This window comes from Elizabethkingia miricola, assembly GCF_001675285.1.
Taxonomy (GTDB): domain Bacteria; phylum Bacteroidota; class Bacteroidia; order Flavobacteriales; family Weeksellaceae; genus Elizabethkingia; species Elizabethkingia miricola.
Genome location: NZ_LSGQ01000030.1, coordinates 303,636 through 319,785 on the forward strand (window position 1 = coordinate 303,636; position 16,150 = coordinate 319,785).

14 protein-coding genes are annotated in these 16,150 nt (G+C 37.4%); 3 read left to right on the forward strand and 11 right to left on the reverse strand.

Features of this window, described 5'->3' with window-relative positions; translation table 11 throughout:
- Positions 1-118: 118 nt before the first annotated feature.
- A complete protein-coding gene (locus ATE49_RS15845) occupies positions 119-2,323 on the forward strand; it encodes an outer membrane beta-barrel protein (protein ID WP_065082922.1) in 2,205 nt (734 codons plus the stop codon).
- A 71-nt stretch (positions 2,324-2,394) separates the two neighbouring features.
- Complete coding sequence (locus ATE49_RS15850; RefSeq protein ID WP_009086825.1) at positions 2,395-2,880, forward strand: Lrp/AsnC family transcriptional regulator; 486 nt, start codon at positions 2,395-2,397, stop codon at positions 2,878-2,880.
- Here ATE49_RS15850 and argH read toward each other — a convergent pair.
- The 11 genes from argH to ATE49_RS15905 all read right to left on the reverse strand — a co-directional run bounded on the left by argH (position 2,877) and on the right by ATE49_RS15905 (position 13,615).
- Positions 2,877-4,184, reverse strand: a complete 1,308-nt coding sequence (gene argH / locus ATE49_RS15855; RefSeq protein WP_065082923.1) for an argininosuccinate lyase — start codon at positions 4,182-4,184, stop codon at positions 2,877-2,879. The genes ATE49_RS15850 and argH overlap by 4 nt on opposite strands.
- Positions 4,185-4,368: 184 nt before the next feature.
- The gene (locus ATE49_RS15860) at positions 4,369-5,454 is read right to left on the reverse strand and encodes a M20 family metallo-hydrolase (protein ID WP_065082924.1); all 1,086 of its coding nucleotides are present in this window, start codon (positions 5,452-5,454) and stop codon (positions 4,369-4,371) included.
- The gene (gene argB / locus ATE49_RS15865) at positions 5,432-6,223 is read right to left on the reverse strand and encodes an acetylglutamate kinase (RefSeq protein ID WP_065082925.1); all 792 of its coding nucleotides are present in this window, start codon (positions 6,221-6,223) and stop codon (positions 5,432-5,434) included. The genes ATE49_RS15860 and argB overlap by 23 nt, the downstream gene beginning before the upstream one ends.
- Positions 6,224-6,287: 64 nt before the next feature.
- Entirely contained in the window at positions 6,288-7,238 is a 951-nt protein-coding gene (locus ATE49_RS15870) for an N-acetylornithine carbamoyltransferase (RefSeq protein ID WP_065082926.1), read from the reverse strand.
- Positions 7,231-8,361, reverse strand: a complete 1,131-nt coding sequence (locus ATE49_RS15875) for an aspartate aminotransferase family protein (protein WP_065082927.1) — start codon at positions 8,359-8,361, stop codon at positions 7,231-7,233. The genes ATE49_RS15870 and ATE49_RS15875 overlap by 8 nt, the downstream gene beginning before the upstream one ends.
- Before the next feature lie 115 nt (positions 8,362-8,476).
- The gene (gene argC, locus ATE49_RS15880) at positions 8,477-9,448 is read right to left on the reverse strand and encodes an N-acetyl-gamma-glutamyl-phosphate reductase (protein WP_065082928.1); all 972 of its coding nucleotides are present in this window, start codon (positions 9,446-9,448) and stop codon (positions 8,477-8,479) included.
- Entirely contained in the window at positions 9,438-10,637 is a 1,200-nt protein-coding gene (locus tag ATE49_RS15885; RefSeq protein WP_065082929.1) for an argininosuccinate synthase, read from the reverse strand. The genes argC and ATE49_RS15885 overlap by 11 nt, the downstream gene beginning before the upstream one ends.
- Entirely contained in the window at positions 10,609-11,175 is a 567-nt protein-coding gene (locus ATE49_RS15890) for an N-acetyltransferase (RefSeq protein ID WP_009086809.1), read from the reverse strand. The genes ATE49_RS15885 and ATE49_RS15890 overlap by 29 nt, the downstream gene beginning before the upstream one ends.
- Positions 11,176-11,373: 198 nt before the next feature.
- A complete protein-coding gene (locus ATE49_RS15895) occupies positions 11,374-12,054 on the reverse strand; it encodes an RluA family pseudouridine synthase (protein WP_059156013.1) in 681 nt (226 codons plus the stop codon).
- A gap of 4 nt (positions 12,055-12,058) precedes the next feature.
- Positions 12,059-12,874, reverse strand: a complete 816-nt coding sequence (gene panB, locus ATE49_RS15900) for a 3-methyl-2-oxobutanoate hydroxymethyltransferase (protein ID WP_034871731.1) — start codon at positions 12,872-12,874, stop codon at positions 12,059-12,061.
- 27 nt (positions 12,875-12,901) lie between these two features.
- Positions 12,902-13,615, reverse strand: coding sequence for a Crp/Fnr family transcriptional regulator (locus ATE49_RS15905; protein ID WP_009093794.1), 714 nt, complete (start codon positions 13,613-13,615; stop codon positions 12,902-12,904).
- A 101-nt stretch (positions 13,616-13,716) separates the two neighbouring features.
- Between ATE49_RS15905 and ATE49_RS15910 the strand changes: the two genes are divergently transcribed.
- Positions 13,717-16,104 (forward strand): heavy metal translocating P-type ATPase, encoded by a 2,388-nt coding sequence (locus ATE49_RS15910; RefSeq protein ID WP_065082930.1) that lies wholly within the window; start codon positions 13,717-13,719, stop codon positions 16,102-16,104.
- The last annotated feature ends 46 nt before the right edge of the window (positions 16,105-16,150 follow it).

Consider the following 16,150-nt stretch of genomic DNA (forward strand, 5'->3'; position numbering starts at 1 on the left):
AAGCCACCTTAAAGGTCATTTTATTCACTATAGTTTGAATTTTAAGAAACTTTAACAACTCCCAACTGTAACAATACTGCAATTCTTAAGTCATATTGATAAAAAGTAAGATAACAGTATGAAAAACAAAATTATTATTTTAGGAATGCTGGCTCTAAGTATTTCTGCGTTTGCCCAGGAAACTGGTTCAAAAGAGAAATCCAGAGAGAAGGAAATCCAGGGGGTGAGCATGACCAAAACCAAAAAAGCTGTAGAACAAAAAGCAGACAGAACAATTTTTGATTTCTCTGAACAACCCAGCCTTAATTCCGGTTCATCTTTGGATGGTATAAAAAAACTTCCGGGTATGGTTGTTACCGATATTGCAGGAATGATGTACCAAGGAAAGCCTCTGGCGGTGTTTATGGATGGGCGTCCTCTTAATATCTCAAGTAATGACTTAACTGCTTTTCTTGAGGGAATGCCTGCCAATTCTATTGAAAGGATTGAAGTTATAACACAACCGGGTGCAGAATTCCCGGCGACTTCTGGTGGTGCCATTCTGAATATTATTACCAGTAAAAGTGCTAAAAGTTATCTGACAGCTACTTATTCCGGAGGCTACCGTTTTACCAATTATGAAAAATTCAGAAGTCGATTCAATAATAGTATTTCCCTTAACTCCAGAAATAAAATATTTGGATGGCAGCTAAGTGCCGGACAAACCTACACCGAAGGTTTTAGCAGTAATAAAATGGATGATTTATCTAACAATTTCAGCGACAGATATGCCAGAGGTTATTTTACGAAAGCTGCAATGACTTTTGATCTTGGAAAAGACAGATTACTATTAAACTACGATTTTTATCAAAATAACAACGATGCTCTTTTAACAAGCAGCGGGATTGCTCTTTATAAAAATGAAAACTTTGATCCTTCACTACCTGCTAGTGAAACTAACCCTCAACTTGTTCCGAAATCTTATGCCAATACAGGGAAAAGCAAGAATAAAAGTTATAGAAATGAAGTGGCAGCTACATACCAGAAGCGTTTTAATGACAAAAACCAAAAACTGGATTTTAAACTGACATACTCCAATTTCAGATCTAATTTTGATCAGTTTAATAACTTCACTCAACCTTCAATTTCCTATCAGGAAGGATTTAATGGTTCCAAACAAAACTTCTATAACTTCCGTGTAGACTATTCGCAACCAATTAAACTACTGGAGGAAGGTAAAATCAGTTTTGGAGGTCTATATGAGAAAGTAGACTTTACTACTGATAATTTAGGTATTAAAAATCTTGATTACCAAAGACAAACAGCTTCCACCTATGCTGAGGTTAATGCAAAATTGAAGAAATTCAGCTTTGTTGTGGGTGCACGTGCGGAAGATTATGATATTTCAGGAACTTCTTTAAATTATAAAACTGCAAAATGGGATAATCTAACACCTTTTAAAAAATTTAAAATATTCCCTAATGCAAGTGTACAATATGACATTGCGAGATCTGTATACTTTAATCTGAATTATAATAAAAAGATTTCTCTTCCAAGTACATCACAGCTAAACCCAAATAACAATACACTACAATCTCCGAATGTTGAAATTACAGGTAATCCAGATGTACAACCTACAATATATGACAACTTCGAGGCAAAAATAAGTGCATTCGATTATGCATTCATCAGCTATAACGTAAGCCATGTAAAAGATCAGGTAATGATGTACGTGGAAAGAAAAGGTTATAATCTTTCTCAGACCAATGTAAACATCAGCAGTCTTACTCAACACAGTTTTAATGTAGGAATGCCAGTACCTTTTATGATCTTCAGCAAGCCTATGAGTGAAATTATGAAGTTCAATTTCAACCCGGATAAAATTAATTTCCTTTATTTATATGCTGGATATCAGTTCCAGGATATCAAGGATATTCAGGATAAAAAAGGGATGTGGTTCTTTAATGTTTCTGGTCAATTTATTCTTCCTAAAGGAATTAAGTTTTCACCAACATTAATGTATTCTACGAAAGGAAACTATTATTTTTTCCAATCTACTACACCTATCATGAATCGTCTTGACTTAACATTAAGTAAGAAATTCAATCACGACAGACTTCAGGTAACACTATATGCCAATGATATTTTCAACAGTAGCAGAATGTATTTCAAAACAGTCAATAGTCCAAATCCAATTTACCTTTATAACCGGAATGATACCAGAAGTTTTGGAATTTCCGTTAATTATAAAATACCGACAAGAAACAAACTGGCAAAAGTAGATCAGAATATATTGAATCAGGACGCTCCAAAAGAGGATAATGGGGGCATAATGAAACAATAATATTTTTTCTGATGGTAATTTGATTAATAAAAGATAAAATCACTATCTTTTCATTTTAATTCAAATACAAAATGAAATATAATCTCGACGATAAGAACCGACAAATTTTAGATATCCTTCAGCAGGATGCAAAACTATCCGTCAAGGAAATAGCTTCCCGTATACAGCTTTCGTTCACACCAACTTACGAAAGAATTAAAAATATGGAGGAAGCAGGAATCATCAGCAAATATGTTGCATTGGTAGACCGCCAGAGAGTGGGGCTAAAAGTTGCAGCTTATTGCAATGTAACCCTGAAAGAGCAGTCTAAATTTGCTTTATTAAAGTTTGAGGATGCTATTAAGGATATTCCCGAGATTATAGAAACGATCAGTGTTTCCGGAAATTATGATTATATGTTGAAGATTGTTTCAACAGATATTGAAAGTTATAACAAGTTCATTATCGATACCATTTCCAACTTACCAAACATAGGACAATACCATAGTAGTATTGTGATGACAGAGGTGAAGAAGGAAACGGCATTCAAAATTCCGCATCCGGAAGAACTTTATTAATTAATTTTATTGAAAACTTTATAAAAGTTTTCTCTGATTTCTTCAGTCGACAGATTACCTATACTGCCTTTGTGCGTATGATTTACAGATGTACTGGCCTGGAATTGATTGTTTTCGATCTCCAGGCCAATTTTTTTATAGGCCTCTCGGAAAGGTAATCCGTTCAATACTTCACGGTTTACAGCTTCTACACTGAATAGATATTTATACTTTTCATCTTTCAGAATTCCGTCTTTTACTGCAATATGCTGCAGCATAAAGTCTAAAATCTGAAGACAGTCTTTTAGAGTCTCTATTCCCGGAAAGATAATTTCTTTTGTAAGCTGCCAGTCTCTGTGGTAACCTGACGGCAGATTATTGATCATTAAGGTTAATTCATTCGGTAAGGACTGGATTCTGTTAGATTTTGCTCTTACCAGTTCGAATACATCAGGGTTCTTTTTATGTGGCATAATAGAGCTTCCCGTTGTTAGAGAGTCTGGGAAACTAATGAATCCAAAGTTCTGGTTCATGTATAAACATGCATCATAAGAGAACTTACTAAGCGTACCTGCAAGGTTAGCCATTGCCATAGCCAGAATTTTCTCGGTTTTCCCGCGTGTCATCTGAGCATAAACGACATTGTAATTTAAGGTTTCGAAAGCTAATTTCTCCGTTGTAAATTCACGGTCAATTGGAAAAGAAGATCCATATCCTGCCGCTGATCCTAAAGGATTCTTATTACATACATTATAAGCCGCTACCAATAGCTCCAGATCATCAGTCAAGGCTTCTGCATAAGCCCCAAACCAAAGCCCAAATGAAGAAGGCATTGCAATCTGTAAATGTGTATACCCCGGAATCAGTTTATCTTTATGAGCTTCACTTAAAGATTGCAGTGTTCCAAATAATTGTTCAGACAGCTTTGCAATCTCCTTAATCTCTTCTTTCAGATATAATTTAATATCAACAAGAACCTGATCGTTACGGGATCTGGCACTATGAATCTTTTTACCTGCATCTCCGATTTTCTGAGTAAGGTTAAATTCTACCTGAGAATGTACATCCTCTACTCCATGTTCAATTGTAAAATTACCCTTCTTTACCTCTTCCAGCATGATAAGAAGTTCTTTCTCTACCAGTTTCCATTCGGATTCTTCTAAAAGTCCAACACGGGATAACATCTCGGCATGAGCAAGATTTCCTTTTATATCATATTCTGCCAAAAGCAAATCGAAATCACGATCGTTTCCAACCGTAAATTTTTCAATGATCTTAGCGTGTTCAGCTTCTTTGCCATCAATATTTTTATCCCAAAGTTTCATTTTGCTTATTTTGTTTTTATAACTATGTCATGAATGCCCACAACAAAGGAATTAAATTTCATTTATTCAAGGCTTCAACGTGCTCAGCCTGACGGTATACAGACAATGTCATCCTGAGCCTGTCGAAGGATATTGTTTTTATCTAATCATCTTGTTAAGGGTTTGAAACCCTTACAAAATCTTTTTAGTAAATAATTTTTTCTAGAATTTTAATATATAGTTCTATTCCTTCTTTTATCTCGTGAAGGAAAATATACTCGTCTGCACTATGTGACCTGGTAGATAATCCCGGCCCCAGCTTTAACGATGCAAACGGTATTACAGCCTGATCTGATGATGTAGGAGATCCATAACAGGTTCTTCCTAACTCCAATCCGGCTCTTACGATTGGATGCTCTTCAGATATCGACGATGAATTTAGTCGAAGAGATCTTGGCTTAACCTCAGATTTCAGATGAGCTTTAATCGTTTCATACACTTCCTGATTGGTGTACTGATCTGTAACACGTACATCTATTGTAAATCTGCATTCATCCGGAACCATGTTGTGTAGGGATCCTGCATTAATCACCGTAGTAGTCATCTTAACCTTTCCTAACCATGGAGATTCCTTCGGAAACTCGTAGTTTCTTACCCACTCAATATCTTCAATTGCGTTATAAATAGCATTATCATTATTCGGGTGAGCAGCATGTGAAGGAGTTCCTTTTGCTATACAATCCAGTACCAAAAGTCCTTTTTCAGCTACTGCCAATTGCATTTCTGTAGGCTCTCCTACAATCGCAAATTCCAGATTACCTAAATGTTTCAGAATTGACTCTACTCCATTAACTCCTGAAATTTCCTCTTCTGCTGTTGCCGATAAAATAATATTATACTTTAAATCTTTCTGAGCATAGAAATAAAGAAAAGTAGCAATAAGAGATACTAATGGCCCACCAGCGTCGTTACTTCCCAATCCATAAAGCTTTCCATCTTTTTCGATAGCCTTAAACGGATCATTCGTATAGCTAAGATTAGGCTTTACCGTATCGTGATGGGAGTTGAATAATATTGTTGGTTTGGCATCATCAAAATATAGATTCTTCGCCCAAATATTATTTTGCTCCCGGTTATATTTTACTCCTTTAGCTTCAAGAAAATCTCCGATCATCCGCGCCGTCTGATCTTCTTCTTTGCTAAAAGATTGTGTTTCTATAAGTCTTTTCAGGAGCGCTAATACCTCCTGATATAAATTTTCCACTTCATTATGCAGTAATCCTTGTTCCATAAGCTCTTTTGGTTAAAATTAAAGAAGAAAGATCTTCTGCCTGTAAGATATGTACTGCTCTAGCTCCTTTCTGTATTGCCGAAAATGCATTATCCAGTTTCGGTATCATTCCCTGAAAAATCTTGCCTTCTTCTTTTAGTTTTTCATAATTAGAAGGATTGATTTCGGGGATTACGGAGTCTTCATTTTCTACATCCTCCAGCACGCCTTTCTTTTCGAAGCAATAATACAAAAAGCTTTCGTAATTTCCGCTCATAGCCGTAGCAATTGCAGATGCCATAGTATCTGCATTGGTATTCAGCAACTGACCGTTTCCATTATGTGTAATGGCACAAAAAACCGGAACGAATCCCGCCTGCAATATCTTATCAATATTTTCGGAATTAACCGCAGCCACATCTCCTACAAAACCAAAATCTATAGGATTAGCAGGTCTTTTATTAGCCTGTACGCTATTAGCATCCGCTCCGGACAGCCCTATAGCTGTATCTCCGTTTGCAGATAAGGCTGCCACAATATTTTTGCTGATCAGCCCTCCATAAACCATTGTAATAAGCTTTAGCGTCTCTGCATCCGTAACTCTGCGTCCGTCTATCATCTGTTGCGGAATATCCATTTTTTCGGCTAACTCCGTTGCTATTTTCCCACCGCCATGTATCAGAATCTTGGGTTCTTTTATACCAGAAAATTCTCTCAGAAAAGCAGAAAGTTTTTCCGGATTATCAATGACATTTCCCCCGATTTTGATAATATGCAGTGGTTGCTTCATACAATTTTGTTATGGTTTATTATTTATAACCTCATAGATTTTGGAAACCTATGAGGTTTCTTTATTATAAAATATTCTTCAGTACCCATTGCGCAGTAATCAGACGATTTCCTGCCTGCTGATAGACTAATGCATTTTCGCTGTCCAGTACCTCATCACTGATTTCTACATTTCTTCTCACCGGAAGACAGTGCATTACTTTAGCGTTATTAGTTTGCTTCAGCTTTTCCAAAGTGAGCAGCCAGTCTCCTTTTACTTCAGGAGTAGCTCCGTAATCACTGAATGAAGACCAGTTTTTCACATAAATAAAGTCAGCATCTTTTAATGCTTCGTCCTGATCGTTCGTAATCGTTAATCCGGCTGTATATTCTGTATCCAGATCATAACCTTCCGGGAAAGTAACTGTTACATCTGCATCTATTTCTTTTACCCATTCACAGAACGAATTTGCCACTGAATGCGCAATAGACTTTACATGAGGAGCCCAGGTTAGTACAACCTTAGGTTTTCTGTCTTCTTTCCAGTTCTCTTTTATGGTCAGCATATCCGTAAAGCTCTGCAACGGATGTCGGGTTGCCGATTCTAAAGAAACAATCGGAACTGTAGCATGTTCAATAAACTGATTCAATACCTTATCCTGTGTATCTTCCTCTTTATCTTTAAAAGCAGGGAAACAACGAATAGCAATAACATCACAATATTCGCTTAACACTTTTGCAGCATCTTTAATATGCTCAACTGTAGTTCCGTCCATCACTGCACCATCATGTAGCTCCCATGTCCATGCATCTTGTCCTGCATTAATAATAATGTAGTTTAAACCAAGATTCTGACATGCTTTCTGCATGCTGATACGTGTACGAAGACTAGGATTAAGAAAAACCAGCCCTACAGTTTTGTTTTTCCCAAAATCCGGTGTTCCCAACGGATTATTCTTAATATCTATACATTCCTGCAGCGCCTGTTCCAGATTGGGGACATCGTCTACGCAAGTAAATTTCTGTAATTTAGCCATTGAGTTCAGTTTTTAGAGCATTAACAAATTGATCAATCTCCGCTTTGGAAACTGCTAACGACGGTAAAATTCTGAGTGTATTCTTATTGGATGCATTTCCTGTAAGAATCTTATGTTTCCATAATAAGTTGTTACGCACTTCAGCACATGGCATTTCCAATTCTATTCCGGTCATCAATCCAACACTACGAACCTCTTTTACTTTTGGCAAATCTTTTACCTGCTCAACAAGATAATCGCCTATTTCCTGAGCATTCTGAATAAGATTCTCCTTCTCCAGAATCTGCAGTACAGCCAAAGAAGCCGCACATGCCAAATAGTTCCCGCCAAAAGTAGTCCCTAACATTCCCTTTTTGGCCTCTATTTTTGGAGAAATAAGTACTCCCGCTACCGGAAAACCATTTCCCATTCCTTTTGCTGTTGTAATAAGATCTGGCTTTACGCCGGAAAACTGATGTGCAAAGAATTTACCTGTTCTTCCGTATCCTGATTGTATTTCATCCAGAATGAAAACAGCATTATGTTCCTGACACAATTTCTCTATTTTCTGAAGGAAAGAATCTGTAGGGATCTGAATCCCACCGACTCCCTGAATTCCTTCAATAATTACAGATGATATTTCATTTTCAGCAAAGGCTTTTTCCAGTGCTTCTTCGTTATTAAACTCTACAAACAATATATTATCCGTTTCGTTAACCGGCGCAACAATACTTGCATCATCTGTAGCAGCTACTGCTGCAGAGGTACGGCCATGGAAAGCTTTGCTGAAAGCTATTACTTTCTTCTTGCCATTATGAAAAGAAGCTAGTTTCAGTGCATTTTCATTAGCTTCAGCGCCCGAATTACACAGAAACAACTGATAATCATTGTAACCGCTTAATTTCCCTAATAATTCTGCTACCTGGCTCTGAATCGGGATATTTACTGAATTTGAGTAAAAACCAATGTTCTGTAATTGTTCAGAAATTGTTTTTACATAGTGCGGGTGGGAATGCCCCACTGAAATTACGGCATGTCCGCCGTATAAATCTAAATATTTTTCACCTTTATCATCCCACAGATAAGAAGCTTCTGCTTTTACCGGTGTAAGATCGAAAAGGCTGTATACGTCAAATAAATTCATTTTTGTTGTTTTTATCAGAACATTATGTTCTTAAGGTTAGTTTTCTTTAGGTTTCAACAAGCTCATCAGAAATTTAAATTTCACTTACAGAGCCTGCTGAAGTCCCTAATAAAAATCAATATGCTAAAGGTTTTAGTTTTAATCCGGCCTGCTCTTCAAAACCAAACATTAAGTTCATATTCTGAATCGCCTGTCCTGAAGCTCCTTTTAAAAGATTGTCAATTGCTGAATGTACGACAAGCATATTGTCTTGTTTTTCCAGCTGAATTGCGCACTTATTGGTATTTACCACCTGCTTCATGTTAATGGCTTCCCTGGAAACCCATACAAAAGGCTGGTCTCTATAGAACTCTTCATAAGCCTGATAAAGTTCTTCCAGAGAATGATCGCATTCTAATGTTGCACTTACAAAAATGCCTCTTGGCCAATCTCCTCTCCATGGTACGAAATGTACACCAACAGAATTTTTGTTTTCACTTTCCAGCGTCTGCTTTATTTCATCCAAATGTTGATGGGAAAGTGTTTTATATGCCGATATATTATTATTTCGCCACGAGAAATGCGTTGTATCCTGTAGTTTTACACCTGCGCCTGTGCTTCCGGTTACACCGGTTACAAAAACCTGATTCAATAATTTCTTATTCGCTAAAGGCAATAATGCATACTGAATTGCAGAAGCAAAACACCCTGGATTAGCAACTTCATTAGCTCCTTTTATCTTTTCTTTTTGAACCTCCGGCAAACCATAGACAAAATTTTTATCCTGAAACTCTCCTTCTAAACGGAAATCATTCCCCAGATCAATAATCTTTGTTTCCGGAGAGATTTCATTCTTCTCCAACCAAGGCTGGCTCTCTTTATGCGGCAGGCACAGGAAAAGTATATCTGCAGCCTGTAACTCCGACGAGAATTCCATTTCTGTTTCACCCAAAAGGTCCTGATGAACACTATAAATCTTTTTACCTGCGGCATTTCTGCTCAATGTAAAAGCTAACTCTGCATAGGGATGGTTTAGTAACAAACGGATTAATTCTCCACCTGTATATCCTGTTCCGCCAACAATTCCGGCTTTAATTTTATTTTCCATATCCCGGATTTGTCTGGTGGTATATTGTTAATGAATTTGCCAGAATTTTGGAGAAGCCTTTTACATCATCACCCGTCCATGCATTATTCATCTCTCCATACTGGCCAAACTTTCCGGACATTAAATCGAATTGTGATTCGATGCCATTCAGAACAAATCGGTAAGGCATAAAGGTTACAAACACTTTACCACTTACACTGGTCTGGGAGTTTTTGAAAAAAGCTTCAATATTACGCATCACAGGATCCAGGAACATTGCTTCATGCAGCCAGTTTCCATACATTACCGCTAACTGGTCTTTTACAACCAACTGATTTTTAGAAAGCGTATGCTTTTCTAATAAATGATGTGCCTTTAGTGCTATTAATGCTGAAGCAGCTTCAAAGCCTACACGTCCTTTTATTCCGATAATTGTATCTCCTACATGGATATCTCTCCCGATTCCGAAAGGAGCTGCCAGCTCTTCCAGCTTTTTAATGGCTTTAGTAGGGTGGTTATAAACTTCACCATCTATTCCTACTAGTTCGCCATTATCAAAAAGTAAAGTATGTTGCTCCTGCTCAGTTTTTTTAACCTGAGAAGGAAATGCGTCTTCCGGTAAATATTCATGTGAAGTAAGGGTTTCTTTTCCTCCAACTGAGGTTCCCCACAAACCTTTATTAATTGAATATTTAGCTTTCTCAAAATTCATATCCACTCCGTGTTCTTTAAGGAAGTCTATTTCCTCTTCACGGCTTAGTTTAAGATCACGGATAGGTGTTATAATCTCCATCTCTGGTGCCAGAATATTGAAAACCACATCAAATCGAACCTGGTCATTACCAGCTCCGGTACTACCATGACAAATAGCCTCGGCACCTACTTCCAATGCGTATTCTGCGATTACTTTAGCCTGAATTGTCCTCTCTGCACTTACGGACAACGGATACGTGTTATTTTTCAACACATTTCCGAATAACAGGTATTTAACACAAGACTCGTAGTATTCCACTACGCTGTCTACACATCTGTAAGAAGCAATTCCTAACGATAATGCTTTTTGCTCGATCGTCTGAATTTCTTCAGCTGTAAATCCTCCTGTATTTACAGTTACAGCATGAACTTCATATCCTAATGTTTTCGACAGATACAAAGCACAATAAGTCGTGTCCAAACCGCCACTATAGGCTAAGACTACTTTCTTCTTCATTGTTTTGAGATTTTTTAGGTTTATATAACATTGCCGTGCAGAGGCAATTTTTTCTTTCTTTACTCATCAGGATATCATAATTCACACAGCTTTTACAGCCGCTCCAGAAATCTTCATCCTGAGTCAGCTCCGAATAAGTTACCGGCCAGTATCCTAGTTCGCTGTTAATTTTCATTACAGCCAGCCCTGTAGTTAATCCGAAAATTTTAGCTTCCGGATATTTTTTACGGGAAAGACTGAATATAGCATGCTTAATATCCCGTGCCAGTCCAAACTTTCGGTATCTTGGATTAACAATTAATCCTGAGTTTGCAACAAACTCTCCTGTCCAGGTTTCTATGTAACAGAACCCAGCCCATAAGCCATCGTCAGAAAAAGCAATTACGGCCTTCCCCTCCTGCATCTTTTTCTGAATGTATTCCGGTGTACGCTTAGCAATCCCCGTTCCGCGAAGTTTCGCGGAATTCTCCATTTCATCACAAATCATTTGCGCGTATTTGCCGTCTTCAGCAATAGCTTGTCTTACAACAAACGTCATTTTTAGATCAAATTTTAAAAACAGGGGACAAATTTAGGTAATTAATTTGCAAAAATGCAAATTAATTTAATTTTAAATCTTTTAAAATTATATACAGAAGATAATATTTTGGAATATAGGATTTAAAAAGATAAAATATCTAAAAACAAAAACTCTAATCTTGAAGATTAGAGTTTTTATTTATTTTCGTGTAAAAAATTATTTTTCGCAGGCTTGCCAGATTTTATCCTGAGGGTTGGTTGGTGCAATAATTTCAATCGCTTCTTTTGTTACCGGATGAGTAAAGCTAAGCTTTCTGGCATGTAAATGAATTCCACCATCGGGATTAGACCTTGGAGCTCCGTATTTCAGATCGCCTTTTATCGGAATCCCAATTTTAGCCAACTGAGCTCTGATCTGATGATGCCTTCCTGTTTCCAGGTCTATTTCTAAAAGATAATAATTATCCAAAGTCCTGATTACTTTATAATGCAATCTGGCTTCTTTTGCTCCTTCAGTTACTTTTTCAAAAACTGTGGCTTTATTATTTTTTTCATTTTTACGAAGGTAATGTACCAACTTCTGCTCCAAAGGAATCATTTCTTTAGGTACGATCGCCCAATAAGTCTTTTCAATTTCACGGTTCTTCACCATCTGCGTAAGCCTCGACAAGGCTTTGCTGGTTTTGGCATAAATAACAAGACCAGAAGTTGGTCTGTCTATACGATGCACTAAACCCAGAAAAACGTTTCCGGGTTTATGATCTCTTATTTTAATAAAATCTTTAATTTCGTCCAGAAGGGATTTATCACCTGTCTTATCACCCTGCACTAATTGCCCTACCTGTTTGTTAATCACCAAAAGATGATTATCCTCATAAACGATCTGAGATTCTGTCATGTATTTAATAACTTTCCTGCTGATTAGGGAAATCCTGAGATTTCACATCTTTCACATACTGTCCTACAGCACCAGCCACTTCATCAAAAAGATCAAGATATCTTCTTAAGAATTTAGGACTAAAACCTTTATTCATTCCTACCATGTCATGGAAAACCAATACCTGTCCGTCACAGTCGGGCCCGGCACCAATACCAATTGTCGGAATATTTATACTTGCGGTTACCTGCTTTGCCAGGGAAGCCGGAATTTTTTCCAATACAACAGAGAAACATCCTAATTCTTCCAGAAGTTTAGCATCGCTAATCAATTTCTGTGCTTCTGCTTCCTCCTTTGCCCTTACCTTATAAGTTCCGAACTGGTAAATAGATTGTGGCGTAAGTCCCAAATGTCCTATTACAGGGATACCGGCATTAACAATTCTTTTTATAGATTCAGCTACTTCAGCACCACCTTCCAGTTTTATAGCATGCGCTCCGGATTCTTTCATAATTCTTACAGCAGAATCCAGTGCCTTTTGCGGATCGGATTGGTAAGTACCAAAAGGAAGATCCACAATAACCAATGCACGGGTTACACCACGTACTACACTCTGCGCATGATAGATCATCTGATCCAGTGTAATCGGCAAAGTTGTTTCGTGTCCGGCCATTACATTAGATGCAGAGTCGCCTACCAATACAGCATCTACTCCACCTGCATCTACCATTTTTGCAATAGAGAAATCATATGCTGTAAGCATCGTAATTTTCTCATTGTCAAACTTCATTTTACGGAATGACTCAGTTGTCACCCTTTTAATTTCGCTGTGTACTGACATATTTGTTTGTGCTAAGGTTGAATGGGACTAAATAGATACGTGTCCCAGTTTTTTTAATTTATCGTGATTCAGAATTCTGATATTTCTTCCGTCTACACTGATAAGTTCATCCTGTTTGAACTCGGAAATTAATCGGATAGCACTTTCTGTTGCTGTCCCTACAAGGTTGGCTATTTCCTCTCTTGTTAATGATATTTTAATAAAACCTTCAGGATCGGTTCCAAGCTTTTGCTCTAATAACAATAATACTTCCGCAAGTCTTTCGCGAACTGTTTTCTGTGCCAGGAAGGTAATTGTTTTAGATGCCTCACCCAGTTCGTATGCTATCTTCTGCAGCATAGCATAAGAAAGTTTCGGGTCTGCTTCTAAAAGATGATTGAAGGTCTCTGCAGGAAGGAAGGTAATCTCAGCATCTTCCATTGCTTCAGCTGTTGCTCCGAACGGCTCATCGCAAAGAAGGGAACGATATCCCACCAAATCTCCTTCTACACAAAACCTTAGAATTTGTTCTTTTTTGAAAAAACCTGACTTGGAAAGCTTAACTGTCCCTCTATCAATAAAATAGACACCTTGTGGAAAATCTCCTTCGTCAAAAATAGTATCTCCTTTTTTAAGACTTAGAACTTCTTTACCTTTAAGGTATCTTTCAAAATCTTCTTTAGAGAGATTTTCTTTGAAAGATTTCTCATTGAAAGTTTTTAAAAAAGCTGTCTCAATCTGTTGAAATTTAGAATCTGGCATCTTTTTGAAAGCTAATATGATAATAATCAGACAAATTTAGCGTAATTAAACTGCTCCTCAAAAGTTTTTGTCATAATTTTGCATGCTAAAGCTATAATAAAATGAAGGAAAGCTGTTTCCATTGTGGACAGGACATTGACAAAGAGATCATAAGCTTTGACGAAAAAACATTCTGCTGTAACGGATGTAAGTCTGTATATGAGATCCTCAATATGAATAACCTTACCGGTTTTTATGATTTAAATAAGAAAGCCGGGATAAGACCTAGTGATGATACAGCTCCTTTTGACTATCTGGACACAAAAGAAGTTTTCGACCGTCTTGTAGATTTTTCTGAAGGCGCCACTTCTTTAGTAACCTTCAAAATTCCGGTAATTCATTGTTCTTCATGTATATGGTTACTGGAAAGCCTACAGACATTAAATAGCTCTATACATTATTCCACAGTGAATTTCACTAAGAAAACAGTACAGATATCTTTCAATCATGAAGAGCTAAAACTAAGTGAACTGGCCCAGTTCCTTTCTAATCTTGGTTACAAACCAGTAATCAACCTCGAAACAGCCGAAAGAAAGACTGAAAAAGTTGATAAAAGCTTAGTGATTAAGGTTGCTATTGCCGGATTTGCATTTGGTAACGGCATGTTCTTTTCCCTTCCTGAATACTGGTCAAAATGGTTTGGGCGGGACGACGTCTGGTTGGAACACTACACTCCTCTTTTCCGCTGGTTAATGTTTATGATGGCAACGGCAGTTGTTATATTCTCCGCTTCCGATTATTACAAATCAGCTTGGTACGGACTGAAAAATAAAAGAATTACGATAGACATTCCTATTGTTATTGGTATTCTTGTTCTATACTTCAGAAGTTGTTATGAGATTTTCTCGAATTACGGACCGGGATATTTCGATACTCTTTGTGGACTTTTATTCTTTATGCTTTCCGGAAAAATTTTCCAGCAAAGAACATATAATGCATTGTCCTACGACAGAGATTATAAATCTTTCTATCCAATAGCAGTTACAAAAGTTGATTTTGGTGGAGAGCAGAAAAACATCCTGCTTTCCGAAATCAAGATAGGTGACAGAATTTTGGTAAGAAATGAAGAAATTATACCTGTTGATGCAATCCTTATCAATGGTGAGGGCAATATAGACAACAGTTTCATCACTGGCGAAGCGGCTACTATTAGTAAAAATCCGGGAGATAAAATATTTGCAGGAGGGAAACAAAAAGGTTCCGTTCTGGAATTGGAGGTTATTAAAAATGTTGACCAGAGTTACCTTACCCAACTGTGGAACAAGGAAGCTTTCAAAAAGCACGAAACCGGATTAGATACACTTACCAATGCAATTAGTAAGTACTTTACTATTATCATATTAGCTGTAACTCTTTTTGCCGGAATCTACTGGTCTACTGTAGATATGCAAAAGATGTTTCAGGTTACCTGCGCTATCCTTATCGTAGCATGTCCTTGCGCATTGGCTCTCTCCGCTCCGTTTACCATGGGACACATCATGCGTATTATGGGACGCCACAAAATGTATGTAAAGGACGCATTAACAGTAGAAAAGATGGCAAAAATCAATACTTTGGTTTTTGACAAAACAGGCACAATCACTTATAATAAGAGAGCAAATATTGCCTTTGAAGGTATTGAACTAAGTGCTTTTGATAAAGAAAATATCAAGACTCTTCTTAAAAATTCCAATCACCCACTGTCTAAATCCCTGTATGAATTTCTGGATATTCAAGACCCTTATTATCCAACAGAAGATTTCGTTGAAATATCTGGAAAAGGTTATGAAGCAAAAGTTCGCAGCCACTTGTATAAAATAGGTTCTGCAAAATTCACAGGAACAACTTCAGACACTATAGAAACCGCTGTTTACATCTCTAAAGACGGCGCTATTTTAGGTAAATATATTTTCAAGAACGAATACAGAACAGGTCTTAAAGAACTATTCAATGACCTGCTGGGATACGAAAAGCATATCCTGAGTGGTGACAACGAATCCGAAAGAGCTAATCTGGAACAGATTTGCAGCATAAACGATCTTCACTTTAATCAGTCTCCCGAACAAAAGCTGGAATATATCCAGTCGTTGCAAAACCAGCATAAAAAGGTTGCAATGGTTGGTGACGGTCTGAATGATGCCGGTGCACTAAAACAAAGTAATGTAGGTATTGCCATCGCAGACGACAGCAACTCGTTTACCCCATCATCTGACATTATTATGAATGGTGATATGCTGGGCTACCTGCCGGATTTCTTCCGTCTTTCGAAGGACGCAATCCGCATTGTAAAAGCAACCTTTATCATAAGTTTACTTTATAACGTTGTAGGCCTTACGCTTGCTGTAATAGGGAAAATGTCTCCTCTAGTAGCTGCCATCCTTATGCCTGCAAGCTCCATTAGCGTAGTCATATTTACGTCCGCAACAACATGGCTGACATCTCTAAAATATTTCAGGTCACGCCGAGGATAGTCGAAACCCCAATATACGCTTTTGTTATTTAGAAACGTTTTAAATT